Origin of the sequence: Micromonospora sp. WMMD714 (assembly GCF_029581315.1) — a bacterium.
Taxonomy (GTDB): Bacteria; Actinomycetota; Actinomycetes; order Mycobacteriales; family Micromonosporaceae; genus Micromonospora; species Micromonospora rifamycinica.
The window spans coordinates 5,832,010-5,857,509 of sequence record NZ_CP120744.1 but is presented as its reverse complement, the minus strand read 5'-3'; the positions used below and the strand labels follow the sequence as shown (position 1 = coordinate 5,857,509).

Below are 25,500 nucleotides of genomic sequence, written 5' to 3'. Positions count from 1 at the left end.
AAGTGGTCCCGTGCGCGCGACATTCACCGAGGAACAGCAGGAGATCGGCCGGACCGTGGGCGCGCTCGCGGACGCCGACCGGGGTACCGCCCGCGCGGCGCTGTCGGGCCGCTGGCAGGCCCCGGCGGGGGACGGACCCCTGCTGCGCGACTTCGGGCTGCTCGGGGTGCCCGAGCAGGCCGGCGGCATCGGATCGAGCCTGATCGACCTGCTGGTCGCCGTCGAGGCGCTCGGCGAACGGCTGGTGCCGAGCCGGTTCCCGGCGCACGCGGCGGCCGTCCAACTGCTCTGCGGCGACGCGCGGCGCACCGGCCCGCTGCCGGACGAGGTGCTCGACGGCCGCCGGGTGCTCACCCCGGCGGTCGACGTGCCGGTCGGCTCCGGCTGGGCCGACCGGGAGCCGTCGGATCCGCTGGTGCGGACCCTGGTGCCGTACGCGACGCAGGCCGACGGCGTGGTCGCGCTCGGCCCGGCCGGGGTCTGGTTCGCCGACCCGGTCCGGGTCACCGTGCGGCAGTCGGTGGACCCGTCGGTGCCGCTGGCGGACCTGACGGTGGCCGCGCCCGAGCGGACGCAGCCCGCCGGGGCCGGCCCGCTGCGGGCCGCGCTGGTGGTGGCGGCCGAGCTGTGCGGGGTGGCGCAGGGGGCGGTCGACCTGGCCGCCGAGCAGGCCCGGACGCGCCGCCAGTTCGGTCGGGTGATCGGGGAGTTCCAGGGGGTGGCGTTCCCGCTGGCCGAGGCGGCCACCGCCCGCAAGGCGGCCTGGGACCTGACCCTCTACGCGGCGTGGGCGGTCGACACCGGTCGTCCGGACGCCGGGATCCAGGTGCACGCGGCCAAGGCGGCGGCCGGGCAGGCGGCGGTCTTCGCCGCCGAGCGGTGCATCCAGGTCCATGGCGGGATGGGCATCACCATGGAGGCGGACCCGCACCTGTTCCTGCGCCGGGCGTTCGTGCTCGACGCCCGGTGCGGGCGGGGCTCGTGGCACCGTCGGCGGACCGGGGAGCTGCGCATCCGGTCACGCCGGACGGCACCCGCCTGACCTGCGGAAGTCTTGCCGGGCAGCAACCCGGGCAGTAACATACCGGCTGGTCGGAATAAATGAGGAGAAGGCCGTGAAGTTCGGAATCATGAACCTGTTCCCGGTGGCCGACGGCGCATCGGACCACCAGGTGCTCCGGGAGAGCCTCGACGAGATCCAGCTGGCCGACGAGCTGGGCTTCGACTCGATCTGGCTCGCCGAGCACCACTTCTCGACGTACGGCATCCTCGGCAGCCCGGTGAACTTCGGCATGGCCGTCGCCGAACGCACCCGGCAGATCACCATCGGCACCGCCGTCCTGGTGCTGCCGCTGCACCACCCGCTGCGGCTGGCCGAGGACATCGCCGCCCTCGACGTGCTCAGCGGCGGGCGGGTCTCGATCGGCGTCGGGCGCGGCTACCAGCCCGCCGAGTTCGCCGGCTTCGGCGTCCCGCTGGCGGAGTCCAAGCAGCGCTACCAGGAGACGCTGGAGATCCTCCGGCTGGCGCTGTCGCAGGAGAACTTCTCCTTCCACGGCGAGATCTTCCACTACGACGACGTGACCACCTACCCGAGGCCGTACACCCCCGGCGGGCCGCCCATCCTGCAGGGCACGGTCTCCCCGGAGAGCTTCCGGGAGCGGGGCGCGGCCGGCGAGTCGATCATCACCTCACCCAACTTCACGCCGTTGGGCATCATGCAGAAGAACTTCGACCTCTACCGGCAGGGCATGCGGGAGAACGGCTTCGACATCTCCACCTACGACCTGCCCTTCATGCAGCAGGTCTGGTGCGGCGACGGCGAGGAGGGCCTGCGCGCGGCGGCCCAGGCGGCGATGAACTACTACAAGTCCGTCGGCAAGGTCATCCCCGGCTCGGAGGACGCCATCGCCAAGGAGCGGTCCTACTACGCGGCCGTCGCCAAGAACATCGAACTGCTGACCCTGGAGCAGACGCTCACCCACGGCGGCAACTTCGGCTCCGCCCAGCGGGTCATCGACACCATCGAGATGCTGCGCGAACAGCTCGGCATCAACCACTACATCGGCTGGCTGCGGATCCCGTCGCTGGACCGCAGGGCCGCGCTGCGCTCGATGGAGGAGTTCGCCGACAAGGTCATCCCGCACTTCCGCGCCCAGCAGCGGGCCGCCGACAGCGTGCCCACTCCCGCGGCGGTCGCCGGGTGAAGATCAGCTGCTTCCTGAGCGCCCAGTTCGACCCGTCGGCGTCGGCCACCGAGGGCGTCGACGGCGTACTGGCCCAGGCCGCCGCCGCCGAGGCGGCCGGCTTCCACGCCGTCTACCTCGGCCACCACTACCTGGCCCGGTCGGCGTTCGTCCAGCCGATCCCGCTGGCCGGCTACCTCGCCCACGCCACCTCCCGGGTCCGGATCGGGTTCGGGGTCCTGCTGGCCCCCCTGCTGAACCCGGTCGCGCTCGCCGAGGAGCTGGCCTCGCTCGACGTGCTCTGCGGTGGCCGGCTGACCGTCGGCATCGGTGCCGGCTACCGGCGGCGGGAGACCACCGCGTTCGGCGTCGCCTGGGAGGACCGGCTGCGACGACTGCGCGAGTACGTGCCGATGCTGCGCTCGCTGTGGAACGGCGAGACGATCGACGCCGCCGGTAGCTGGGGCGAGGTGCCCGGCGCGTCCCTGGCGCTGCGCCCGGTCCAGCCCGGTGGCCCACCACTGTGGATCGGCGCGTTCGCCGAACCGGCGATCCGCCGCGCCGCCCGGCTGGACGCCCCGTGGCTGATCGGCCCCAAGGGCGACGACGCCGAGCTGGCCCGGCTGCTCGGCATCTACCGGGCCGACCTGGCCGAGCGCGGCTTCGCGCTGGACCGGGAGTACCCGATGAGCCGCGAGGCGTACCTCGGTGACAGCTTCCCGGCGGCCGTCGCGGCCGTCCGCCCGCACCTGGAACGGCAGTACGCCGGCTACAAGTCCTGGGACGACGCGCAGTCGCTCGACCTCGACCGGTACCTGGCCGAGGACTGCCTGGTCGGCTCGGCCGACGAGATCGTCGCCAAGCTGCGCCGCTGGGAGACCGAGCTGGGCATCACCGAGGTCTCGCTGCGCCACCAGTTCGTCGGCGCGGGCCAGGACGAGGCGATGGAGCAGCTCGCCCGGTTCGGCGCGGAGGTCATCCCGAGGCTCGCCGCGACCGCCGCCCCCGGGGTGACCCGATGAGCGACGGCCGCCCGGTGGACGCGGGCCGCCCGGTGGACGCCGGTGGCCCAGCGGGCGCGGGCAACCTGGCCGGGGTCCTGGAGGGGCGGCGGGCCGACCGGGGCGACCTCCCCGGCCTGTACGGCGAGGACGGCCGGTCCTGGACGTTCGACCAGATCGACCTGCTCGCCGGGGGCGTCGCCGCCGCGCTGCGGGCCGAGGGGATCGGCCCCGGCGACCGGGTCGCCTGCTACCTGACCAACGGTCCCGAGATCGTGTTCCTGCTCTTCGGGGCCTGGAAGATCGGCGCGGTGCCGGTCACCGTCAGCAGCCTCTACAACGCCGCCGAGCTGGCCGAGTCGGTGGCGAAGACCGCGCCCCGGCTGCTGCTGGTCGACGACCGCCGCCCGGACGTGGTCGCCGAGTTCCTCGCCGCCCGGGACGCCGCCCGGGGTGACGCCCGGGATGACGACCAGGCCGACGGCGGGGCCGCCGCCGGGGATGACGCCCGGACCGCCGCCGACGGCACCGGGGCGGGTGACGTCGACGCCGGGCTCCCGGTCCGCTCGGTCGGGGCGCCGTTGGCCGGGGTGCCGGCGCTGCCCTGGCAGCGGGAGGTCCGGGTCGCCGGGGTCGACGTCGCGCCGGAGGCCGAGGCGTGCATCCTGTTCACCGGCGGCACCACCGGGCGGCCGAAGGCGGTCAGCGTCACCCACGGCGGGACGCGGGAGTCGCTGATGCGGCTGGCCCGGGTCACCACCGGCACCGGGGCCGAGGGCAGTGCCGCCCGCGACGCCCGTCCCAACCTGATCGCCCTGCCGCTGTTCCACAGCGGCGGCCAGCACGCGCTGCTGTTCGCGTACTTCGTCGGCCGGCCGGCGGTGGTGTGGGAACGCTTCGGCGTCGACCGGCTCGCCGACCTGATGGGGCGGTTCGGGTTCGACAACCTCTTCCTGCTGCCCACCATGGTCTTCGACATCGTGCACGCCGAGCGGGACCTGCCGTTCGCCGGGGTCAGGTCGGTGCTGGTGGCCGGGCAGGCGATCTCCTGGCCGGTGCGGCGCGCGTTCGAGGAGCGCTACCGGGTGCCCATCCTGGTCAACTACGGCTCGACCGAGGCCGGACACATCGCCGGCTGGACCGGCCGGGACATGAAGGCCGGGCGGTGGAAGCCGGGCTCCGCCGGCCGGGTCTACCCGGGCGTCGAGCTGGAGATCCGCGACGACGCCGGCACCGCGCTGCCGTCCGGCGCGCAGGGCGAGGTGGTGGTCCGCTCCGCGTTGACCAGAGGGTACGTCGACGACGCCGTCGCCTCGGCCGAGCTGGTCCGGGACGGCTGGGTGCACACCGGTGACATGGGCTACGTCGACGCCGACGGGGTGCTCTTCCTGGTCGGCCGCAAACGCGACATGATCAAGTGCGGCGGTTTCCAGGTCTGGCCCGAGGAGATCGAGGACGCACTGCGCGGACATCCGCTCGTGCGCGACGTCCGGGTGCTCGGCCGGCCGGACGACCGGCTGGGGGAGATCCCGGTGGCGCTCGTGGTCCGGGCGGCCGGCGGCGAAGTCTCCGACACGGACCTGGCCGGGCAGCTCGTGGCGTACGCCCGGGAGCGGCTGGCCCACTTCAAGGCCCCCCGGCGGATCGAGTTCGTGCCGGCGCTGGAACGCAGCGCCACCGGCAAGACCAGCCGCGGAACGGCCTCCCTGCCGGAGGCGGACGGGACCAGCCGATCGACAGCTAGGGGAAGCCGATGAGGTTCGGCATCATGGCGTCGCACCAGTACCCGCCCGGCGACGACCTCGGCAGGCACCTCGACGACCTGTTCGGCACCGTCGAGCTGGCCGCCGAGCTGGGCTACGACTCGGTGTGGACGATCAACCACTTCCAGTCCAACCTGGCCACCCCGCAGCCCATCTCGATGCTGGCGAGCCTGATCCCGCGCTCGGGGGACATGCTGCTCGGCACCGGCATCCTGCTGCTGCCGATGTTCCACCCGGTGCACGTCGCCGAGGAGTTCGCCACCCTGGACCACCTCTCCGGCGGCCGGGTGGTGCTCGGCGTCGGGGCCGGCTACCGGGAGAACGAGTTCGCCGCCTTCGGTGTCGACCCGGAGAGCCGGTTCCGTCGCTTCGACGAGAGCCTGCGCCTGATCCGGGCACTGTGGACCGGTAGGCCGGTGACCCACGACGGGGAGTTCTATCCGCAGGTCGACGCCACCATCGGCATCCCGCCGCTGACCCCCGGCGGCCCCCCGATCTGGATCGGCGCGGGCGGGAAGAAGGCGGTCCGCCGGGCGGCCCGGCTCGGCGACGCCTGGTACGCCCCGGGCAACTCCCCGAGCCGCCGGTTCCTGCCCGAGCACCTGGCGGTCTACAACGAGGCGCTGGCCGAGTACGGCCGGGATCCGGCGACGGTGCAGCGGCCCGTCGGCGTCGAGCTGTACTGCGCGCCGAGCACCGAACGGGCCGTCGCGGAGGCGTTGCCGCACGCCCGGGTCGAGTACTCGACCTATGCCGAGTACCCGGCGCTGCGCTGGCAGCGCGACCGCTTCGACGACCTGGTCCGTAACACCCTGCTGCTCGGCTCGCCCGAGTTCCTCGTCGAGCGGATCTCCGCCCTGCGGGACCTGGGATTCGACCACCTCATCTTCCGTCCCGGGTGGCTCGGCATGCCGACCGACAAGCTCCGCGCCTCGCTGCGGCTGTTCGCCGCCGAGGTGATCCCCGCCTTCCGTACCACCTGACCTAAGGAACCCGCCGTGAAGAAGACCGAAGCCGAACTGCTGGAGAACCAGTGGGACGTCGAGAACATGGAGGTCGACCCCGAGGTCCTGGCGAAGTACGTCCGCTACCACGTCGACGAGGAGCGGGCCGTCGCCACCATCACCTTCGACCGTCCCGAGCGGCTCAACGCCATTCCGGTGGCCGCCTTCGAGCGCGTCGGTGACCTGGTGAAGGAGGCCGAGACCGACGACCGGGTCAAGGTCATCGTGTTCACCGGGGAGGGGGAGCACTTCGGCACCGGCGCGGACGCCGCCGAACTCGGTCACTACATCGGCTACAAGACCGGCACCGACAGGGCGTCCCGGCGTCGCCCGGCGCAGCGGCAGCGCATCCTGCCCGACCGCAACGTGCTCAGCTCCGGCTTCACCCGGCCGATCATCGAGTCGCTCAAGGCGACCATCTGCCAGGTGCAGGGCTACTGCTACGGCGGGCACTTCCAGATCGCGCTCTCGGCCGACATCGTCATCGCCTCCCCGGACGCCCGGTTCACCCACCCGGCGTTCCGCTACCTGGGGCCCGCGCCGCAGGACATGTACCACTGGATCGAGAAGGTCGGCCTGACCACGATGAAGGACGTCATGCTCACCATGCGGGCGATCGGCGCGGAGGAGGGCGAGCGCAAGGGTCTGGTCACCAAGGTCGTCCCGCGTGACGAACTCCAGAAGTGGGTCGACGACTACGCCGACGCGATCGCGGTGATGCCGCTGGACTCGCTGATGATGGGCAAGTCGATGATGCAGGTGGTGATGGAGGCCCGGGGCAAGGGCCTCGGCGCGATGACCGGGTGGGTCGGGCACGGCTGGGCCACCAACGTCAGCTTCGCCGACGGGGACTGGAACTTCCTCAAGGAGCGCCGGGAGAAGGGCATCGGGCAGGCGCTGGCCGACCGGGACCGGCTGGTCGCCCCCTACTTCCGGCTCAGCGACAGCCGGTCGCGGGAAGAGTAGGCGACCGGCGTGAGGTTCGGCATCCTGCTCGACCACCAGTACGCCCCCGGCGACGACCTGGGCCGCCGGATCGGGGAGACCGTCGAGTACGTCCAGCACGTCCGCGACCTGGGCTACGACTCGGTCTTCGGCATCCACCACTACCTGTCGTCGCTGCGTACCCCGCAGCCGCTGCCGCTGTTGAGCCGGCTGATCGACCACTCCGGGACGATGCAGCTCGGCACCGGCATCCTCATCCTGCCGCTGGGCCACCCGGTGCACTGGGCCGAGGAGATCGCCACCATCGACCAGATGTCCGGTGGCCGGTTCGTCCTCGGCATCGGCTCCGGCTACCGGGACGACGAGTTCGCCTCGTTCGGCATCGAACGGCGGACCCGGGTGTCCCGGATGAACGAGGCGCTCGCCGTGATGCAGCGGCTGTGGACCGGGGAGCCGGTGCACCACGAGGGCAGGCACTTCACCCTGGACGGGGTGCGGTGCAGCGTGCTGCCGGTGCAGAGCCCGCATCCGCCGGTCTGGGTGGGCGCCAACGGCCCGACCGGTATCGCCCGGATCGCCCGGCAGGGGTTGCCCTGGCTGGCCCCGTCCAACGTGCGCCGCAACTGGGCCGTCGGCAACCTGGCCGACTACCGCGAGCAGCGGCGGGCCGCCGGCTTCGACGAGCGGGACGCGGTCTTCCCGATCCACCGGGACCTCTGCGTGGCCGACTCCGCCGACGCCGCGTTCGCCGTCGCCGGTGACGCGGTGAGACGCTCCTACGGCGAGTACGTCCAGTACGGCATGGACTTCTTCGAGTCCCAGTGGGACGCCATCAAGGAGAAGGCGCTCTTCTTCGGCTCGCCCGACGACATCGCCGCGAAGATCCAGGACTTCGCCGACGCCGGCTTCAACCACTTCGTGTTCCGCGCCCAGTGGCTCGGCCTGCCGATCGAACGGTCCATCGGGATCGTCGAGCGGTTCGCCCGCGAGGTGATGCCGAGGTTCCGCCCATGAGGATCGGCCACGTGATCGTCCCCGCCGACGACCTGGACGCCCAGCTCGCCTTCTACACCTCGCTCGGGCTCACCGTGCGGTTCCGCGACGGCGACCGCTACGCCGCCGTCACCGACGGCACGGTGACCCTGGGCCTCGCCGACGCCTCCCAGCAACCCGTCGCCGGCCGCACCGTGCTCAGCATCCAGGTCGACGATCTGGACGCCTGCGTCGCCCGCCTGGTCGCCGCCGGTGCCACCGCCACCGACCCGGTGACCGGCCCCCACGAACGCCGCGTCCTGGTCACCGACCCCGCCGGCAACCCCCTCACCCTCTACCAACCCCACCCCTGACCCCCCACCCCCCACCCCCCACCCCCCACCCCCCAACCCCCCTGCTCCCCGCCCCGCCCCGTCCGCCCCCGGTGATCAAGAGGTTTGCGCCACGTTGAAGAGCAATCCTGGCGTTTTCCTCTTGATCACCGGGGCGAACCCGGGGGCGAGGGGGTGGGGGAGGGGGAGGGGAGAGGCGGGGGCGAGATGAGAAGGAGACTGATGTGAGTGAAAGGCTGCGGGGCCGGACGGTCGGCGTGCTCGGGGGGACGGGGCCGCAGGGGCGGGGCCTCGCCCGGCGCTTCGGCGCGGCCGGGTTGGACGTCGTGCTGGGGTCGCGGGACGCCGGGCGGGCGCGGGAGACGGCCGCCGGGCTGCCCGGTCGGGTCCGGGGCGGCTCGAACGCCGAGGCCGCCGCCGAGGGCGACATCGTGCTGGTCGCCGTGCCCTGGGCCGGGCACGCCGAGCTGCTCACCGCGCTCGCCCCGGTGCTGGCCGGGAAGATCGTGGTCGACTGTGTGAACCCGCTCGGCTTCGACCAGCAGGGCGCCTACGCCCTGGTCGTCGAGGAGGGCTCCGCCGCCCAGCAGGCCGCCGCGATCCTGACCGGTGCCCGGGTGGTGGCCGCGTTCCACCATGTCTCCGCCGTACTCCTGGAGGACCCGGAGCTGCCGGCGGTCGACACCGACGTGCTGGTGCTCGGCGACGACCGCGAGGCCACCGACGTGGTCCGGGAACTCGCCGCCACGATCCCGGGCGTCCGGGGTGTCTACGGCGGACGGCTGCGCAACGCGCACCAGGTGGAGGCGTTCACCGCCAACCTCATCTCGGTCAACCGCCGCTACCGGGCGCACGCGGGCCTGCGGGTCACCGACGTGTGACCGACGGGAGGTGCGGGCGGCGGGGGCCGCCCGGGATCGGCCCGGCGCTCCCGGCGGTACCCGCCCTGCTGCCCGTCGTCGGCGACGGCCGACTCGACGGCGGCGTCGCCCGGCCCGGCGTCGCTCGGCCCGGCGTCGCCCGGCCGACCCGCCCCGGCGTCGCCCCGCCGACCCGCCCCTCAGTAGGCGTAGGTGACCGAGACGGTGACGTTCGGGCAGCCGCCGGCCAGGCCGGTCAGGGCGCTCTTCTCGGCGTTGTCGACGGTGAGCCGCCAGCGGATCTTGGTGGCGACCCACTCGGTGACGTACCTGCACCGGGCGGCGGCGTACGGCGGCAGCCAGCCGGCCGGATCCTGGTCGCCCTTGGCCTGGTTGACGTTGTCGGTGACGGCGGCCAGGGCGCGGCTGTCGCCGAGATCGTTGGCGTACGCCTGGCGGCGGCTGGTGCTCCAGGTGCGCGCCCCGGAGTCCCACGCCTCGGCGAGCGGCACCATGTGGTCGATGTCGAGGTCACCGGTGGCGGTCCAGGAGGCGTCGTCGTAGTAGGAGTACCAGCGTCCGCCGGTCAGCGTGCAGGTGCCGGTGACGGTGGGCGCGCTGACCGCCTCGGCGAGCAGCACCTCGTTGCGGGTGGTGCAGCCGTCGCCGTCGGCGTCGATCCAGTGCGGGAAGAGGTCCCGGCTGTAGCCGGTGCGGTTCTCGGCGGCGACGGCGAGGCCGGCCACGGCGGTGGTCAGCGGGGCGGAGTAGCCGGCGGCCTCGGCGGGGTGGGCGAGGCCGGTGGTGGCGAGGGCCGCGACGAGGATGGTCGCGGTGGCGCGCAGGCGTCGGTTCATGGTGCTCCGTCCGGGTGAGATGCGGACTCCTCCGACATGTATAGATGCAAGTCGAAGTTCTGGTCCAGTGCGGGTTCCGTGAACGGTGGACGACATCGCCGGTCAGCGCCGGGCCGGCAGCCGACCCAGCTTGTCCGGGTTGACCACCAGCAGCAGCCGTTCGACGCCGCGTACCGAGGTGTCCAGCGTGATCAGGGTGACCGGCCGGTCGATGGCGACCAGCAGCCCCGGGCCGCCGTTGACCTCGACCAGCTCGATCGTCGTTCCCCGCCAGTACTTGCGCCGCACGTTGTCCAGGAAGTTCGTCACCCGGGCCACCCCGCACACGTCCCGGCGGGCCGCGTGCACCCGGCCGCCACCGTCGGCGCGGGCCACCACGTCGGCGGTGAGCAGCCGTTCCAGGGTGGTCAGGTCGCCGTCGCGGGCCGCGGCGAGGAACGCCTGCGCCACCTGCCGCCGCCGGGCCGGCGGGGCGGGTACGGAGCCCTCGACGGTGAGGTGCCGCCGGGCGCGGCTGGCCAGTTGCCGGGCGTTCGGCTCCGACGTGCCGAGCAGCTCGGCGATCTCCCGGTACGGGTAGTCGAACGCCTCGCGCAGCACGTACGCGGCCCGCTCGGCGGGGGCCAGCCGCTCCAACAGCAGCAGCACCGCGACGTCCAGCGCCGCCGCCCGTTCCGCGCCGAGGGTCGGATCGGCGCTGGTGTCCACCGGTTCGGGCAGCCACGGCCCCACGTACGTCTCCCGGGTGGCCCGCGCCGAGGTGGCCGCGTTCACCGCCAGCCGGGTGGTCGTGGTGGTCAGGAAGGCCGCCGGGTTGCGCACGACGCTCCGGTCGGTGCCCTGCCAGCGCAACCAGGCCTCCTGCACCACGTCCTCGGCCTCCACGACGCTGCCCAGCATCCGGTAGGCCAGCCCGAACAGCCGGGGCCGGACGTCGAGGAAGGCGGCCAGGTCCGCCGCCGTGACGGCCGGTGGGCCGTCGGCGGCGGCGGTCCCGTGCCCTGCCGTCACCCGCCTACCGTAGGCGGTGCGCCGGGCGGACCCGGCCTCGCCCGACGCCGGCGCCGCGCGCAGGGTCAGCGCCCGCGCCACTCGGCCAGCCGGGTGCCACCGGTACGGGCGGCGTCGCCGAGCGGAACCAGCGACTGCTCCGCCAGCAGCGCCCCGAAGTAGCGGCCCTGCGGGTCGGTGACCACCGGTCGACCGTCCCCGGCGGCGGCCAGCGTCTCCCGGCCCAGCTCGTCCAGGCGGAACCGCTGCGGGCCGGCCAGCTCCACGATCCCGTCCACCGGTGCGCCGACGGCGATCCCGGCCAGCGCCGCCACCACGTCGTCGGCGGCGATGGGCTGGATCAGCGCCGGTGGCAGGCGTACCTCGTCGTCCACCGCGGCCGCCTCGACGATGGCCGGCACGAACTCGAAGAACTGGGTGGCCCGGACCACCGTCCACGGCACGTCCGCCCCGGCGATCAGCGCCTCCTGCGCCACCTTGGCCCGCATGTACCCGCTGTCCGGGATGCGGTCGGTGCCGACGATCGACAGCGCGACGTGGTGCCGTACACCGGCCTTCGCCTCCGCCGCGAGCAGGGTACGGGTGGAGGTCTCGAAGAACCTCAGCACGGCCGTCTCCTCGAACGACGGCGAGTTCGACACGTCCACCACGACGTCGGCGCCGTCGAGCGCCTCGGCCACCCCCGCGCCGGTGAGCGTGTCGACGCCGGTGCGCGGTGAGGCGGGCACCGCCCGGTGCCCCTGCCGGTCGAGCAGCGCCACCAGCCTGCTACCGATGAGTCCGCTGCCCCCGATGACGACGATCTTCATGGTCGGTCCACTCTCCCTGTCCGTTCCTGGCGGTCGCGCCGCCCCGCACCACTGACGACCGACCGGCACCCCGATCCGTGACAGCCGGCTCCCCGCGGCCGTCCGTCCGGATGCGGTGGGCCGTACCGCGGCCGTCCGGCCGGGGGTGGCGGGCCGCCCCGCCGGCCGTCCGTCCGGATGCGGTGGTCCGCTCCGTCCGCTGCGCCGGACGCCGGGCGACGGTCCACCGGGGGCTGCGGCACCGGGTAGCGTTCCCGCGACGGGTGCGCCGGCACCCGGGGTGAGGAGACACCATGGCGGAGCCGACGACGGTGCAGGTGCCGACCAGTGACGGCGCGGCCGACGCGTACCTGGCCCGGCCGGACGGCGACGGGCCGTTCCCGGCGGTGCTGTTCTTCATGGACGCCTTCGGACTGCGTCCCCGGCTCGCCGAGATGGCCGGGCGGATCGCCGCGCACGGCTACCTGGTGCTGGTGCCGAACCTCTTCCACCGGACCGGCCCGATGCCGCGGTTCGACCTCGCCGAACTGGCCGACCCGCAGCGGCGCGGCGAGCTGTTCGGGCGGATCGTGCCGCTGATCACCGCGCTCACCCCGGAGCTGGTGGCCCGGGACACCGGGGCCTACCTGGACTATCTCGCCGCCCGTACCGACGTCACCCCCGGCCCGGTGGGGATCGTGGGCTACTGCATGGGTGGCACCAACGCGCTGCGCGCGATCGAGGCGCACCCGGACCGGATCGGGGCGTTGGCCAGCTTCCACGCCGGCCGGGTGGTCACCGACGGGCCGGACAGCCCGCACCGGGGCGTCGGCACGGTCACCGGCGAGCTGTACTTCGCCCACGCCGACCGGGACGAGTCGATGACCGGTGAGCACATCGCGGCGCTGGAGGGGGCGCTCGACGCCGCCGGGGTCAGGTACCGCTCCGAGGTGTACGCCGGGGCGCCGCACGGTTTCACGATGGCCGACACCGCGATGTACGACGAGCAGGCCACCGAGCGGCACTGGACGGCGCTGTTCGACCTGCTGGACCGGAGCATCGGGGGAGCGGCCCGGCGTCCCGGATGACGGTCGGCACGCGGTTGCGTGACAGTCGCGTGACATCTGGCCCGAGTGTCCTCTTCCGCGTTTCACCGGCCGCCCGACGGGGGCACAGGCCAGGGCGACAGCGACTCGTGGAGGGACGACAGACGTGGAAGTACAGGGCTTCTTCACCGCCATCATCATCGGTCTGATCATCGGTGCGCTGGGCCGGTTGGTGGTGCCGGGCAAGCAGAAGATCTCCATCCTGCTCACCCTGGCCATCGGCGTGGTGGCCGCGATCCTCGGCACCCTGGTGGCCGCGCTGCTCGGCGTCGACAAGACCGCCGGCATCGACTGGATCGAGCTGTTCATCCAGGTGGCCTTCGCGGCCATCGGTGTCGCCCTCGTGGCCGGCACGTACGGCCGCCGCCGGCACTGACCCGCCGGCACTGACGCGACCCCTCGCGCCGGCCCGCCCTCTCCCCGGGGCGGGCCGGCGCGGCCGTTCCCCGGGGCACCGGCCGCGGACCCGGGGCACCGCTGCGCTGTGCGGAGCCGGTCGTCGACCGGTCAGTGCCCGCCGGAGCCGGTCGTCGCCGGTCGGTGGTCGGCGGGGCCGGTCAGTGGTCGGTGGGCTCGTCGTCCGTGGTGCCCGGGGGCGGGAAGGCCAGCGCCACGGTCAGGTCGAGCACCGTGCCGGGCTCGTGCAGCCGGTCGCCGTACAGCTCACGCAGCCGGCCCATCCGGTAGCGGACCGTCTGCGGGTGCACGAAGAGGTCGGCGGCGACGTCGTCGCGGCGGCCCTGGTGCAGCAGCCAGGAGCGCATCGTCTCGGCCAACCGGGCGGCGGTCGCCGGGGCCAGGGTGGCCAGCGGGGCGAGCACCTGGGTACGCAGGTCGGCCAGGGCCTCCGGGTCGGTGTGCAGCACCAGCCGGGCCAGGTGCTGCTCGGTGTCCAGCGGGGGGCCGTCCGCCGGTGGCGGCACCCCGAGGGCGAGTGTCCTCAACACCCGCTGGTACGACCGGTCGACCGCGACCCAGGGACGGGCCGGCCCGAGGACCGCGCGGTGGCCGTGCAGTACGGTGACGAGCTGCCGGCGTCGCCCCCCGTGCATGTCCGGCACGAGCAGCAGGGCCGCCTCCTCGGCCCACTGCGCCCCGGGCAGGTCCTCGCCGCTCTCCAGGGTGTGCGGACTGAGGGCGGCGAGCACCGAGCGCAGGCTGCTGCGGGGCAGCACCGCGACGGTCAGGGTCTGCGGCGGGGGCCACTCGGCCCGCTCGGCGCTGCGCCGCAGCACCTCCTCCGGTTCACCGGCGAGCAGCTGCTGGGTGAGCCGGTCCAGGTCCCGCCGTCGGGCCCGGCCGACGTTGGCCAACTCGTCGGAGTGCCCGGCGACGCTGGCGGCGGAGAGTTCGTCGATGTAGGCGAACATCAGCTCGGCGAACTCGGCGACCGTCTCGGCGGAGAGCCCGCTGCGTACCGTGGTGGTGGAGACCTCCCGCCAGGCCACCCGCGCCCCCACCCGGTACGCGGCCAGCAGCGCGTCCATGCTCCGGCCCACCCGCGCCTCCCCGGCACCCAGCGCGTACGCCGCCTCCAGCGCCCGGCTCAGCGGGGTGCTCGGGTCGGCCGCCCCGGCCCGTTCGATGAGCTGGAGGAAGGTGCCCAACGCGATGCGTACCGCGTTCTCGATCTTTTCGCGCATCTGGCCGGTGAGGGTGCCGGAGTAGGCGGGCACCTCGGCGGTGATGGTGGTGACGGTGTGCGCGGCGACCATCGGCAGCCGACCGCGTAACCGCTCGGCCACCTGGGCGTCGAGTTCCAGCCGGCCGCCCAGGTGGCTGGCGGCTTCCGATTCGGACATGTTGTTCCCCTCGAACAAGATGACGCCCCCGATTCACCCTCCTGGGTCAAGATGTTATGCGAAATAGCGAGCACTCTGGGGTCATGACCACCACCGTCCCGCGTCCCCCGGCGAAGACCTCCGTCCGGGACCGGCTGCTCCGGCTGGCCGAGACGGTCACCACCCCGCTGCTGCCGGAGGACTACCTCGACCTGGTCGCGCCGCTGCGCGCCGGGGCCGCCCTGCGGGGGCGGATCGTCGCCGTCGACCCGGAGACCCGGGACGCGGCCACCCTGACCCTCCGGCCCGGCCGGGCCTGGCGGGGGCACACCCCGGGCCAGTACGTCCGCCTCGGCGTCGACGTCGACGGGGTACGGCAGTGGCGGGCCTACTCGGTGACCTCCGCCCCCGACCGCGCCGACGGCCTGATCAGCGTCACCGTCAAGGCCATCCCGGACGGCCGGGTCAGCAACCACCTGGTCCACCGGACCCGGGTGGGCACCATCGTCCAGCTCGACCAGGCGACCGGTGACTTCGTGCTGCCCGACCCGGTCCCGGACCGGGTGCTGTTCCTCACCGCCGGCAGCGGCGTCACCCCGGTGATGGGCATGCTGCGCGCCGGTGTGCACACCCGGGCCGACGTGGTCGTGGTGCACTCCGCACCGACCCCCGACGACGTCGTGTTCGGCGCCCGGCTGCGGGCGCTCGCCGCGCAGGGCGGGATCCGGCTGATCGAACGGCACACCGACCGGCACGGCCTGCTCGGGGTCGACGACCTGGCGACCCTGGTGCCCGACCACCTCGACCGGCAGACCTGGGCGTGCGGCCCGGTCGGCATGCTCGACGCGGTTCAGGAGCACTGGGCCTCGGCCGGCGTCGCCGACCGGCTGCACACCGAGCGGTTCCGGCCGACGGTCGTCGCCCCCGGCGAGGGCGGCGTCGTCACCTTCACCCGGGCCGGTATCACCCTCGCCGCCGACGGCGGCACCCCGATCCTCGATGCCGGGGAGGCCGCCGGGGCGCTGATGCCGTCCGGCTGCCGGATGGGCATCTGCTATGGGTGCGTCCTGCCGCTGCGCCAGGGAGCCGTGCGGGACCTGCGCACCGGCGACGTCACCACCGCCGTTCCCGGTGACGGCGTGCTCATCCAGACCTGCGTGTCGGCGGCGGCCGGTACCTGCGACATCGATCTCTGACCAGGAGGCCGGACGTGACCGTCATCCAGCACAAGCCCGTCAACCCGATCGCCCACCTGAGCGCCGAGGACATCGAGACGCTCGGCAAGGAACTCGACGCCATCCGGGACCGGGTGCTCGCCGAGCGGGGCGAGAGCGACGCGACGTACATTCGCAAGGTGATCAAGACCCAGCGGACGCTGGAGATGGGCAGCCGCGCGGTGCTGCTCTTCTCGCTCTTCCCGCCGGCCTGGGTGATCGGCACCGCCGGCCTCACGGTGGCCAAGATCCTGGAGAACATGGAGATCGGCCACAACATCCTGCACGGCCAGTACGACTTCATGCGGGATCCGAAGATCCACTCCACCACCTGGGAGTGGGACCACGTCTCGCCGGCCGAGCAGTGGAAGCACTCGCACAACCAGCTGCACCACACGTACACCAACGTCCTCGGCAAGGACAACGACCTCGGGTACGGCATCATGCGGGTCGACGAGGACCAGAAGTGGTACCCGCTGCACCTCGGCCAGCCGCTGTGGAACTTCGTCAACGCCTGCTTCTTCGAGTACGGCATCGCCGCGTACGACCTGGAGCTGGGCCGTAACCTGCGCAAGGGGCGGCACAGGACCCCCGAGTTCCGGGCCCGACTGCGCGCGGTCGGCCGCAAGATCCGCCGCCAGGTGCTCAAGGACTACGTCATCCACCCGCTGCTGTCCGGTCCGTCCTTCCTCAGCACCCTGGCCGCCACCTTCACCGCGAACCTGCTCCGCAACCTGTGGAGCCACTCGGTGATCATGTGCGGGCACTTCCCCAACGGGGTCGAGACGTTCGCCAAGACGTCGATCGAGGGGGAGACCCGGGGCGAGTGGTACCTGCGGCAGATGCTCGGCTCGGCCAACATCAGCGGCAGCCGGCTGATGCACATCATGACCGGCAACCTGTCCTTCCAGATCGAGCACCACCTCTTCCCCGACCTGCCCAGCAAGCGCTACCAGGAGATCGCCCCGCAGGTGCGGGAGCTGTTCGACAGGTACGGGCTGAGGTACACCACCGGTCCGCTGCCAAAGCAGGTCGCCTCCGCGTGGTGGAAGGTCATCCGGCTCTCCCTGCCCAACCGGGCGGTGGCCCGACCCGGCACCGACGAGCGGCCGTCGCCCGCCCTCGCGGCCTCCGGGGTCTGACCCCGCACGACCGGGGCGGCGGCAGCCGCCCACCCGACGGCCCGCGACTGGGCACCCCGGCGGCCCGTGACCGCTCGCCCGACGGCCCGCGACCGGGTGGCGACGCCGGGCGCGGGCCGGGCCGGCTCCCCGTCAGCAGCCCGTCCAGCGGGCCGGGGTCAGTCGGCCGGTGTTGGTCCAGCCGACCACCGTGCCGTTGTCCGCGATCGCCTCGGACCCGAGGCTGCTGGCGTCGACGGCTGCCGGGAGCGGCGTCAGCCGCCCGTCGCGCCACACCGCCCGCGAGCCGAGCACCACCCCGTCGGGGGTCACGCCCTCCACCGAGCCCGCCGCCGGGTCGAGCATCGTGGCCGCGCCGGTGCGCAGGTCCCACCGCACCGGCGCGTAGCCGTCCTCCCCGTCGTCGCCCGCCCCGCCGACCGCCCAGCCGCCCCGGGCTGCCGACACGTAGGCACTGGGTCGACCGGGCGCGGTGAGCAGGGTGAGCCGCCCGTCGGGACGGAGCACCCAACCCATGTACGACGACGCACCGAGCGACTGCCGGCCGTAGCCGAGGACGGTGCCGTCGTCCAGCACCGCCATGGCGGTCGCGTCGGGCAGCACGTCGACCACCTCGACCGTGCCGGGCCGGTCCGCGGGCCAGCGCAGCGCGATCGCGCTCTCGGTGGCCTCCACCGCGCCGAACCCCACGATGTCGCCGCGTCCGTTGATGCCGGTGACCCAGGCGCCCGAGACGGATCCCGGGACGACCAGGTCGGTCAGCCGACCGTCCTGGTAGCGCCAGGGCTGTGGTCTCGCGGTGACGAAGGCGTTGCCGACCACCACGCCGGCCGCGTCGACGCCCACCACCTGCTCGGCCAGCGCGGTGTCGACGGCGGTGACCCGGCCACCCTGCCAGAGCAGCAGCACCTGCTGCCACACCCCGTCGACGACCCGGCTGCCGATCCCGGCGACGAAGCGGCCGGTCGGATCCACCGCCTGGGCGCGGCCGAGGGCCACCCCGGTCGGCAACGGCAACGGATGGATCGCGCAGAGCCGGGTGTCCGTCCCGCGTGGCCCGGCGAAGGCCGTACCGGGTAGGCCCAGGACGGCGGTGAGTAGTCCGACGGTGGCTCCGGCGAGTGCCCGGTGACAGATCATGGTGGCTCCGATCGGAGGTGGGGCGGGGGAGGCCGCCTCCGGCCCGGTCGCGCCCGTCGGCCGGGGATGGCCGGGAGCACGGGTGGGACGGCGTACGGGCCGGGGATCCCGACGTGGCCGATCCCCGACGACTGTATGACGCCTGAGGCCCGAGTCGGGTTACGCGGTGTCCGGAACGCGACCCGGGAACGGTCGTGCGGGTCGTACCGCATTACCGCTGGAATCTGATCGAGGGGTCGTCATCCGGGCACGGCTCGGGCCGGCTCGCCCACCTGCCGCTGTCGCCCGTCGGCCGGTGCTGCCGGGATCAGCAACCGGTCCAGCGCATCGGGATGAGCCGGCCGTCGTTGCGGGACCCGACGACGACGCCGGTGTCGGCGATGGCGCTGGCGCCGGTGCCGCCGGGCAGCACCCGTGAGGTGCCTCCCCGCGCTATGCGGTCGCCGCCGACGACCACCCCGTGGGCGTTGACGTCGGTGACCAGCTCCAGCTCGTCGGCCAGCCGGGACCACGAGCGGTCCCGCAGGTCCCAGCGCACGTTGATCCCATAGCCACCGTCCAGGTAGGCCCGACCGACCGCCCAGTGGCCCGCCGCCGAGTCGACCAGGGTGCTGTGGGCGTCGGGTACGGTCAGATCGGCCACCCGGCCGTCGGGCCGCCGGACCCACGCCGTCTCCTGCGCGAAGTAGCCGGCGTTGCCGACGATGGTGCCGTCCGGGGTGATCCCCGCCGGCGCGGGGTCGATCCGTGGGATGTCCAGCGTCTCGACGGTGCCCGGCCGGGCGGCCGGCCACCGCACCGTACGCCGGATGCCGGTGGCCGCCTCGTCGGCGACGCCGACGATGTCGCCAGCCTCGTTGATCGCCGACGCGCCCGCACTCCAGGACGGTGGTAGGGGAAGCGGGGTGAAGACTCCGTCCCGGTACGTCCACGGGCGACCCTGCGCGGCGATCCAGCTGTCGCCGACGACGACACCGCTGGAGTTGACGTCGGCGACGCTACCGAGCGGGGGTGCCGCCAGGGTGGTGAGCCGGTCCCGGTCCCAGAACAGCAGGAGCTCCTGGTTACCGGTGTCCTCGACCCGCAGCGCCGTACCGGCGATGAACCGGCCGGTCGGGTCGATGGCCTCGGCGTCGGCCCGGTAGACGTCGGGCGGGTAAGCCAGCGGGCGGACCGTGCAGGCGGACCCCGGCTGGCCGCGGACGACGGTGGCGGGGGACGCTGCCGCAGCCTCTGCCGACGCTGTCGCGGGTGCGGCGGCGATCAGGACGACAGCCGACATGCCCAGCGCGGTCAGAGCCCCGCCGACTCTGCTTTCGATACGTCGTGACACGGGCATTCCCCTCCGGCGATTCCGCTGCACGGGGGCGGACTGCGCGGTTGCCGCGCGTCGACGCCCCGTGCGGGTTTCTGAGATGAATGCATCTTCATGGACTGATTCCTTAACTCAAAGCGACTGTCTGATTGCTTGCAGTGATCGGTGGCGCGGCTCTCGGCACCGGCCCGCAGGGACGGCTGGTGGACGCGGCTCCCGACCGCTGGTACCCGTGAGACCGCCTAGCGGCGGCCGGCCGAGTGCCGGTGCACCGACTGCCGGCCCCGCAGGAACGCCAGCACGATCACCACGAGCAGCGCGACCAGACCGATGATGGCCAGCCAGCGGACCGCCTCCAGCAACAGACCGAGCAGGATGAGCGCGCCGCCGACGACACCGACGACGAAGAGCATGGCCCGCATCTCGACCTCCTCTGACAGCACCGACCGACCAGCCTTCCCGTTCCGTGTCGCGGTACGCCTCCCCGACCGGATCGGTCCGGGGAACCGCCGGGTGCTGCCGGTGCCGGGCGGGTCGGCGGCCGGCGGGCGGCTGGGGTCAGCGCCGGGCGACGTAGACCGTGTTGGCGGACTCGCCCCCGGTCAGCGGGTTGGCGAACGGGACGACGTGCGCCTGCCAGGTCGGGAACACCTCGGCGAGGATCCGGCCGAACGCGTCGTCCGGCGGGTCGTCGGACCAGAGCGCGAACACCCCGTCGGGCAACAGCAGGTCGGCCAGCCGGCGCAGGCCGTCGGGGGTGTAGAAGGCGGCGTGGCTGGGGTGCAGCACGTGGCGGGGGGAGTGGTCGACGTCGAGCAGCACCGCGTGGAAGCGACGGCCGGGCTGGTCCGGGTCGAAGCCGGTGCCGTCGGCGACGGCGGCGAAGAAGTCCGCCCGGACGAACCGGGTGCGCGGGTCCGGCGCGAGGCCGGCGGCGAAGGGGAGCAGCTGGCGGCGGTGCCAGTCGATGACGTCCTCGATCGTCTCCACCACCAGCACCGAGCGCACCCGGGCGTCCTCCAGGGCGGTACGGGCCGTGTAGCCGAGGCCGAGCCCGCCGACCACCACGTCGAGGGGCCCCTCACCCAGCGGGGCCAGACCCAGCCGGGCCAGTTCGATCTCGGCGACCGGGAAGAGGCTGGACATCAGGTACTCGTCGTCGAGCTTGACCTCGTACACGTCGACGTCGAGGGCGGGATCCCGCCGCCGCCGCAGACTGATCGCGCCGATCGGGGTCTCCCGCCAGGCCAGTTCCTCGAATCGCGCGCCCACCCGGCCACCCTTTCCACCGTCGTCGTGCCGGGATGCTACCGGGACGACCGGTTCGGCCCGGCGTCGGCTCGCGGCGGCCCGGCGGGGCGCGTCGTCGGCTCGCGGCGGTGCGTCGTCGGCTCGCGGTGGCCCGGCGGCCCGGCGTCGGCTCGGGGCCGGCCGGCGGGGTGCCGTCGGCGGGCGACCCACCGCGCCGACCCCCGACGGTGGCCGGTGTCCGCGACTCAGGGTCAACGGGACATCGACGCAGCGCATATCCTGTCCGCCGAGGACTCGCGGAAGGGACAGCATGCCGTCGCGGCAGGACCAGCTCCACTCCTACCAGTTCACCGTGCAGCGGGCGGTCGCCGCCCTGGTCATGCGGGAGACCGACCCGGCCCGGTCGCCGTTTCGCCGGCTGGCCGGAGCGGGTCTGGCCAGCGTCCTGGTGGCGGCGATCGGCCTGGGTGGCTTCGCCCTCTACGGGCTGTTCGCCGGGGGCGGGTCGAGCTGGCGGGACACCGGCGCGGTGATCGTGGAGAAGGAGTCCGGGGCCCGGTTCGTCTACCGCGACGGCCGGCTGCATCCGGTGCTCAACTACGCCTCGGCGCTGTTGATCGTCGGGGCCGACCGGTCCCGCACCGTGCTGGTGTCCCGCCGGTCCATCGAGGGGGTGCCGCGCGGACTGCCGTTGGGCATCGCCGACGCGCCCGACTCCCTGCCGGCCCCGGGCCGGCTCTCCACCGCGCCGTGGACGGTCTGCTCCTGGGAACCGGCCGACACGGCCCGGGCCGCCCCCCGCTCGGCGTTGCTGATCGGCCGGGAGGCGGCCGGTGGGCGGCTGCTGGCCGAGGAGGCGGTGCTGGCCCGGCACCCGGACGGCGCCCTCTACCTGATCTGGCACCAGCGCCGGCACCTGGTGCGGGATCCCGCCCGGGTGCTCGCGGCCCTGGCCACCACCCGGGAACGCGCGGTCCCCGCCGCGCCGGCACTGCTCAACACCCTGCCGGTGGGTGTCGACCTGGCCCCGCCCGCGCTGGCCGGGCTGGGTGAGCCCTCGGCCGAGGTGGTCGGCGCGGTGATCGGGGAGGTCTACCTGGTCCGCAACTCCGGCGGCGGCCGACAGTACGCGGTCGCCGGGCGGGACGGCCTGGCCGGCATCACCGAACTCCAGGCGGCCCTGCTGATGGCCCGCACCGGCCAGGACGAACCGGAGCCGATCACCCTGGGTCGGTTCGCCGCGCTGCCCAAACTGCCGGACCTGGTGCAGACCGGGCCGACCGCCCCGCCACCGGCCCCGCCGCGACTGGCCGGTGCCGACGGTGGCGCGCTCTGCGCCCGGGTCGGCGACGACGCCGTGGTCCGGGACGTCCGGGTCGGCACGGCCGCGCCGGACCTCACCGCCGCCGCCCGCACCGTCGGCCGGGCGGGCGGGGTGCGCGTCGACCACGTGCTGGTCGAGCCGGGCCGGGGTGCGGTGGTCGAGTCGGTGGCCGCGCCGGACGCCGAGGGTGGCGCGGTGTCGGTCGTCACCGACCTGGGCCGCCGCTACGTGCTCGCCGACACCGCGGTCCTCGGGATGCTGGGCTACCCGGGGGTCACGCCGATGCGGCTCCCGGCCGGCCTGGTCAGCCTGGTCCCCGCCGGCAGCACCCTCGACCCGGTGGCCGCCCGGTCGGTCGCCGCCCCGTCCTGACGACATCACCGACCTGCCCGGCGAGACCAGCGCGGCGGACCCGGCACCGGTGGTCCGGGTTCAGTCGGGTGGGCGGCGCAGCAGGCTGACGGCGAAGTCCGCCTCCTCCCGCCAGGGGCGCAGGTCCCAGGTGGCGAAGCGCTGTTCGAGCCGGAGGCCGGCGGCGGCCACGTCGCTGTCGAAGTGGTCGAGCCGGTACCCGCGGTCGAGGCCGAAGCCGACCAGCGCCACCCCGTCGGGACGCAGGTGGGCGGCGACCCGGGCCAGCACCGTCGGTTCGGTGCCGGCCGCGACGAAGGCCATCACGTTGCCGGCGAGCACGGCGGCGTCGAAGGGCTCGGCCTCGCCGGCACCGGCCAGATCCAGCTCGGCGAGGTCGGCGACCAGCCAGCGCGGCCCGGGGTGGTCGGTCCGGGCCGCCTCGACCAGGGCGGGGTCGGCGTCCACCCCGACCACCCGGTGCCCCCGGTGGGCGAGTGCGGCGCCCACCCGTCCGGTGCCGCAGCCGGCATCGAGGATGCGGGAGCGGGGGGCCACCACCGCGTCGACCAGCCGGGCCTCGCCGGCCAGGTCGGCCCCCTCGGCGGCGAGCTGACGGAACCGGTCGATGTACCACTGCGAGTGTTCGGGACCGGTCTCGGTCGCCCACCGGGTCGGGTTGGTCATGTCGCCACGGTAACCGGCGCGGCCGGGCGCTCGGGACACCTCGGGCCTCGGCGCACGCCGTCCGAGGTGTCGGTGGGGCGGGGCCCGAGGGTGCTGACGGGCGGTGCCCGAGGGGTCGGCGGGGCGGTGCCCCGCCGACGGTCAGGGCAGCCGGGCCACCGTGACGAACTCGTTGTAGGTGAAGACCTTGCCCATCGACCGGGGGAACGGGAAGGAGTACTGCTTGACGACCGTCATGCCCAGATCCCGGGCGGCCTGGGCGGCCTCGTCGAAGCCGACGAACCGGACGTGGGTCTCGTCGCTGGCGTACCCCCGCTCCTGCGGGGTGATGAAGACCGCGGTGCCGCCGGAGCGCAGGAACGGCAGGTAATCGGAGATCACCTCGAGCGCCGCCTCGGCGGGCAGGTGCTCCAGCAGGTGGGCGGCGAGGAGCGCGTCGAAGGCGCCCGGCCGGGCGTGCGGGGACTGGTGGAACTCCTCGATCGTGTACGCCTCCAGCCCGGCGGCCCGCGCGTGCGCCACCGACGTCGGGTTGTGGTCCACCCCGACCGCGCCCTCGCCCAGGTTGGCCAGGTTGCGGCCGAGGCCGCACCCGACGTCGAGGGTACGGCCCAGCCCGAGCCGTTGGAGGTTCCACCGGTACGGCGCCTGCACGTCGAGCACCTGCTTCCAGCGTGCGCCACCGAGGCGTTGCAACCGTTGGGTGTAGTCCTCACCCTCGGTGCCCGCCGCGGTGTCCTGCTCTGCTCGACTCATCGCCGGCCTCTCTGCCCGTTGCGGAAAACGTCGCCCTCCGGCAGGCGTGCGGGGGCACGCCGCCGGCCGGTGTCCGCGCCGACGCGGACACCCGAGAGATGCTACGGACCCGGACGGCCATCGTCAGCCCCCGCAGGCGGCGGGTTGGCACCGGAACGCGCCTGGTCACCCTGGGTCACCTGGACTCGACCCTGGGTGTGGCCGGCCCGGTGCCGTCGGTCGTCGAGCGGGTTCGCCGGCCGCCGCCCGGCCCGACGCGGGCAGCGGGTCAGGACGAGGAGACGTCGCCGCTCAGGCCGGCTCGGGCGGGTCGGCGAGATCGGCCTCCTCCGGTTCCCGGGGCGCGGCCACCCAGGCCGAGAAGACCGGCACCCCGTGCCACGGCCCCGCCGTGCCGTCGCGCTGGTCGGTGGCCACCGCCAGCACCGCGTACGGGTGGCCGAAACGCAGTTCGGCGGTCCGTCGGACACCTTCCGGCGGGAGACTGACCAGGGCGAACGCGCCGGTCACCGCGGCGGCCTCGAAGCCGTACCGGCTGTAGTGCGCCACCGCCGCCTGGCGGGCCTCGACGCCCACCTCGGTGCCGAGCAATCCGCCCAGTGCCCGCGCCACCGCCGGGAACCCGAGCCCGGCGGCGGTCAGGTCGTGCTCGTCCCGGGCGGACCAGCAGGGCAGCACCGCGTGGTGCCGCTCCTCCCGGCCGTCCCGGGCCGGGGTGCGGACCCGCTCCTCGCGTAGCGTGCCGAGCGGTCCCGCGCCGAGCGGCAGGTCGAACAGCGACCGGCGGGCCGGTTCACCATCCACCGCCGCGCCGGCCAGTTCGTAGCCGGCGGCGAGGACGTCCGCAGGTGGGACCGTCGGGTCGGCGACGACCGAGAGCACCACCAGACCGGCGCCGTCACGTTCCACCGCCGGGGCGGCGTGCACCGCGACCTCCCCGGCCGCCCCGGTCGACGCGATCCAGACCCGGTGCCCGTGTTCGGGGGTACGCAGCGCCCGGGTGAGCCGTCCGGCCCAGGCGGAACCCGCCCGGCCCGCGTCGCCCCCGGCGGGCCGCCCCGGGCCGTCGGCCGGCCGGTCCGTCCCGGGGTCGTCGCCTGTCCGGTGCGTCCCCGGGCCGTCGGCCGGCCGGTCCGGGGCGTCCGGGTCGGGGCCGAGCGCCGCGCCGGGCACCAGGTCGAACGGGGTGGCCCAGGAGATCCGGGTGGCCAGGGCGCTGGCCAGCGCCACCAGCACCCGGGGGGAGACGGTCAGCGGGAACCGGTCGACCAGCCCGAGGGTGTGCCCGCGGGCCCAGCCGTCCAGGCCCGCCTGGTCGGGCAACGGGCCGGTGGTGGTGGCCCGGGGGAGTCCGTCCCACCATCCGGCCAGCCGCGCCGTGTCCGTGCCGGGGCGGTGCCAGACCGCGCTGGCCGAGGCCACCAGCGGGTGCGGTCGGTCCAGCAGCGCGGTGGCCGTCGCGGCGGCGGTCTCCCCGTCGACACCGAGCACGTCGGCCAGCTCGGCCCGGTCCGCACCGGTCGCGGCGGGCGCGGCCAGGGCCAGCAGCAGCCAGGCGCCGAGTGGGGAGGCGACGTGGTGCCGGTCGCCGATGTCGGCGTGCAGCCGGGCGGCGTACCGGGCCAACGGGGCGTACGGGAGGGTCGTCATGTCCTCCACTGTGCCCATCGTCCGCGCCGCCGGCATCCCGGGG

General features: G+C 74.2%; 25 protein-coding genes. 14 read left to right on the top strand and 11 right to left on the bottom strand.

Annotated elements, in window-relative coordinates:
- Nucleotides 1–10 precede the first annotated feature (10 nt).
- From O7625_RS25110 to npdG, 9 genes are all read left to right on the top strand, one after another.
- Entirely contained in the window at nucleotides 11–1,042 is a 1,032-nt protein-coding gene (locus tag O7625_RS25110) for an acyl-CoA dehydrogenase family protein (RefSeq protein ID WP_282342057.1), read from the top strand.
- 73 nt (nucleotides 1,043–1,115) lie between these two features.
- A complete protein-coding gene (locus tag O7625_RS25105; protein ID WP_282342056.1) occupies nucleotides 1,116–2,207 on the top strand; it encodes an LLM class flavin-dependent oxidoreductase in 1,092 nt (363 codons plus the stop codon).
- Nucleotides 2,204–3,208 (top strand): LLM class flavin-dependent oxidoreductase, encoded by a 1,005-nt coding sequence (locus O7625_RS25100; RefSeq protein WP_282342052.1) that lies wholly within the window; start codon nucleotides 2,204–2,206, stop codon nucleotides 3,206–3,208. Before O7625_RS25105 ends, O7625_RS25100 begins: the two co-directional genes overlap by 4 nt.
- Nucleotides 3,205–4,944, top strand: a complete 1,740-nt coding sequence (locus tag O7625_RS25095) for an AMP-binding protein (RefSeq protein WP_282342050.1) — start codon at nucleotides 3,205–3,207, stop codon at nucleotides 4,942–4,944. Before O7625_RS25100 ends, O7625_RS25095 begins: the two co-directional genes overlap by 4 nt.
- Nucleotides 4,941–5,933, top strand: coding sequence for an LLM class flavin-dependent oxidoreductase (locus tag O7625_RS25090; protein ID WP_282342048.1), 993 nt, complete (start codon nucleotides 4,941–4,943; stop codon nucleotides 5,931–5,933). The genes O7625_RS25095 and O7625_RS25090 overlap by 4 nt, the downstream gene beginning before the upstream one ends.
- Before the next feature lie 15 nt (nucleotides 5,934–5,948).
- Nucleotides 5,949–6,920: an enoyl-CoA hydratase/isomerase family protein gene (locus O7625_RS25085; RefSeq protein WP_282342046.1), complete on the top strand. Its 972-nt coding sequence runs from the start codon at nucleotides 5,949–5,951 to the stop codon at nucleotides 6,918–6,920.
- 9 nt (nucleotides 6,921–6,929) lie between these two features.
- The gene (locus tag O7625_RS25080; protein WP_282342044.1) at nucleotides 6,930–7,913 is read left to right on the top strand and encodes an LLM class flavin-dependent oxidoreductase; all 984 of its coding nucleotides are present in this window, start codon (nucleotides 6,930–6,932) and stop codon (nucleotides 7,911–7,913) included.
- Nucleotides 7,910–8,245 (top strand): VOC family protein, encoded by a 336-nt coding sequence (locus tag O7625_RS25075; protein ID WP_282342042.1) that lies wholly within the window; start codon nucleotides 7,910–7,912, stop codon nucleotides 8,243–8,245. The genes O7625_RS25080 and O7625_RS25075 overlap by 4 nt, the downstream gene beginning before the upstream one ends.
- Before the next feature lie 203 nt (nucleotides 8,246–8,448).
- Nucleotides 8,449–9,105, top strand: coding sequence for an NADPH-dependent F420 reductase (gene npdG / locus O7625_RS25070; RefSeq protein WP_282342040.1), 657 nt, complete (start codon nucleotides 8,449–8,451; stop codon nucleotides 9,103–9,105).
- A 179-nt stretch (nucleotides 9,106–9,284) separates the two neighbouring features.
- Here npdG and O7625_RS25065 read toward each other — a convergent pair whose 3' ends face one another.
- The 3 genes from O7625_RS25065 to O7625_RS25055 all read right to left on the bottom strand — a co-directional run bounded on the left by O7625_RS25065 (nucleotide 9,285) and on the right by O7625_RS25055 (nucleotide 11,761).
- On the bottom strand, nucleotides 9,285–9,941 hold the full coding sequence (locus tag O7625_RS25065; protein WP_282342038.1) for an HNH endonuclease family protein: 657 nt from the start codon (nucleotides 9,939–9,941) through the stop codon (nucleotides 9,285–9,287).
- A gap of 102 nt (nucleotides 9,942–10,043) precedes the next feature.
- Nucleotides 10,044–10,952: an RNA polymerase sigma-70 factor gene (locus tag O7625_RS25060; RefSeq protein ID WP_282342036.1), complete on the bottom strand. Its 909-nt coding sequence runs from the start codon at nucleotides 10,950–10,952 to the stop codon at nucleotides 10,044–10,046.
- Nucleotides 10,953–11,017: 65 nt separating this feature from the next.
- Entirely contained in the window at nucleotides 11,018–11,761 is a 744-nt protein-coding gene (locus tag O7625_RS25055; protein WP_282342034.1) for an SDR family oxidoreductase, read from the bottom strand.
- Between the two features lie 293 nt (nucleotides 11,762–12,054).
- Between O7625_RS25055 and O7625_RS25050 the strand changes: the two genes are divergently transcribed.
- Both O7625_RS25050 and O7625_RS25045 read left to right on the top strand, forming a co-directional pair.
- Nucleotides 12,055–12,828, top strand: a complete 774-nt coding sequence (locus O7625_RS25050) for a dienelactone hydrolase family protein (protein ID WP_282342032.1) — start codon at nucleotides 12,055–12,057, stop codon at nucleotides 12,826–12,828.
- Between the two features lie 124 nt (nucleotides 12,829–12,952).
- Nucleotides 12,953–13,222, top strand: coding sequence for a GlsB/YeaQ/YmgE family stress response membrane protein (locus tag O7625_RS25045; RefSeq protein WP_282342030.1), 270 nt, complete (start codon nucleotides 12,953–12,955; stop codon nucleotides 13,220–13,222).
- A 181-nt stretch (nucleotides 13,223–13,403) separates the two neighbouring features.
- Here the strand turns inward: O7625_RS25045 and O7625_RS25040 are convergent, their stop codons facing one another.
- Entirely contained in the window at nucleotides 13,404–14,648 is a 1,245-nt protein-coding gene (locus O7625_RS25040; protein WP_282342028.1) for a helix-turn-helix domain-containing protein, read from the bottom strand.
- A gap of 83 nt (nucleotides 14,649–14,731) precedes the next feature.
- Here O7625_RS25040 and O7625_RS25035 point away from each other — a divergent pair, with 83 nt between their 5' ends.
- Nucleotides 14,732–15,823, top strand: a complete 1,092-nt coding sequence (locus tag O7625_RS25035) for a ferredoxin reductase (RefSeq protein ID WP_282342026.1) — start codon at nucleotides 14,732–14,734, stop codon at nucleotides 15,821–15,823.
- A 14-nt stretch (nucleotides 15,824–15,837) separates the two neighbouring features.
- Nucleotides 15,838–16,983 carry an acyl-CoA desaturase gene (locus O7625_RS25030; protein ID WP_282342024.1) on the top strand — a complete coding sequence of 382 codons (1,146 nt, stop codon included), beginning with the start codon at nucleotides 15,838–15,840 and terminating at the stop codon, nucleotides 16,981–16,983.
- A 132-nt stretch (nucleotides 16,984–17,115) separates the two neighbouring features.
- On the opposite strand, the gene O7625_RS25025 is transcribed toward O7625_RS25030, so the two are convergent.
- The 4 genes from O7625_RS25025 to O7625_RS25010 all read right to left on the bottom strand — a co-directional run bounded on the left by O7625_RS25025 (nucleotide 17,116) and on the right by O7625_RS25010 (nucleotide 20,710).
- Nucleotides 17,116–18,123: a hypothetical protein gene (locus tag O7625_RS25025; RefSeq protein WP_282342022.1), complete on the bottom strand. Its 1,008-nt coding sequence runs from the start codon at nucleotides 18,121–18,123 to the stop codon at nucleotides 17,116–17,118.
- Nucleotides 18,124–18,430: 307 nt separating this feature from the next.
- Entirely contained in the window at nucleotides 18,431–19,405 is a 975-nt protein-coding gene (locus O7625_RS25020) for a hypothetical protein (protein WP_282342020.1), read from the bottom strand.
- 275 nt (nucleotides 19,406–19,680) lie between these two features.
- Nucleotides 19,681–19,860: a hypothetical protein gene (locus tag O7625_RS25015; protein WP_091239102.1), complete on the bottom strand. Its 180-nt coding sequence runs from the start codon at nucleotides 19,858–19,860 to the stop codon at nucleotides 19,681–19,683.
- A gap of 136 nt (nucleotides 19,861–19,996) precedes the next feature.
- Entirely contained in the window at nucleotides 19,997–20,710 is a 714-nt protein-coding gene (locus O7625_RS25010) for a spermidine synthase (RefSeq protein WP_282342015.1), read from the bottom strand.
- A 289-nt stretch (nucleotides 20,711–20,999) separates the two neighbouring features.
- Here O7625_RS25010 and eccB point away from each other — a divergent pair, with 289 nt between their 5' ends.
- Nucleotides 21,000–22,385: a type VII secretion protein EccB gene (eccB, locus tag O7625_RS25005; RefSeq protein ID WP_282342014.1), complete on the top strand. Its 1,386-nt coding sequence runs from the start codon at nucleotides 21,000–21,002 to the stop codon at nucleotides 22,383–22,385.
- A 60-nt stretch (nucleotides 22,386–22,445) separates the two neighbouring features.
- Here the strand turns inward: eccB and O7625_RS25000 are convergent, their stop codons facing one another.
- From O7625_RS25000 to O7625_RS24990, 3 genes are all read right to left on the bottom strand, one after another.
- Complete coding sequence (locus O7625_RS25000) at nucleotides 22,446–23,051, bottom strand: methyltransferase domain-containing protein (protein WP_282342013.1); 606 nt, start codon at nucleotides 23,049–23,051, stop codon at nucleotides 22,446–22,448.
- Nucleotides 23,052–23,192: 141 nt separating this feature from the next.
- The gene (locus O7625_RS24995; RefSeq protein WP_282342012.1) at nucleotides 23,193–23,807 is read right to left on the bottom strand and encodes a methyltransferase domain-containing protein; all 615 of its coding nucleotides are present in this window, start codon (nucleotides 23,805–23,807) and stop codon (nucleotides 23,193–23,195) included.
- A gap of 291 nt (nucleotides 23,808–24,098) precedes the next feature.
- Complete coding sequence (locus O7625_RS24990) at nucleotides 24,099–25,457, bottom strand: hypothetical protein (RefSeq protein WP_282342011.1); 1,359 nt, start codon at nucleotides 25,455–25,457, stop codon at nucleotides 24,099–24,101.
- Nucleotides 25,458–25,500 lie beyond the last annotated feature (43 nt).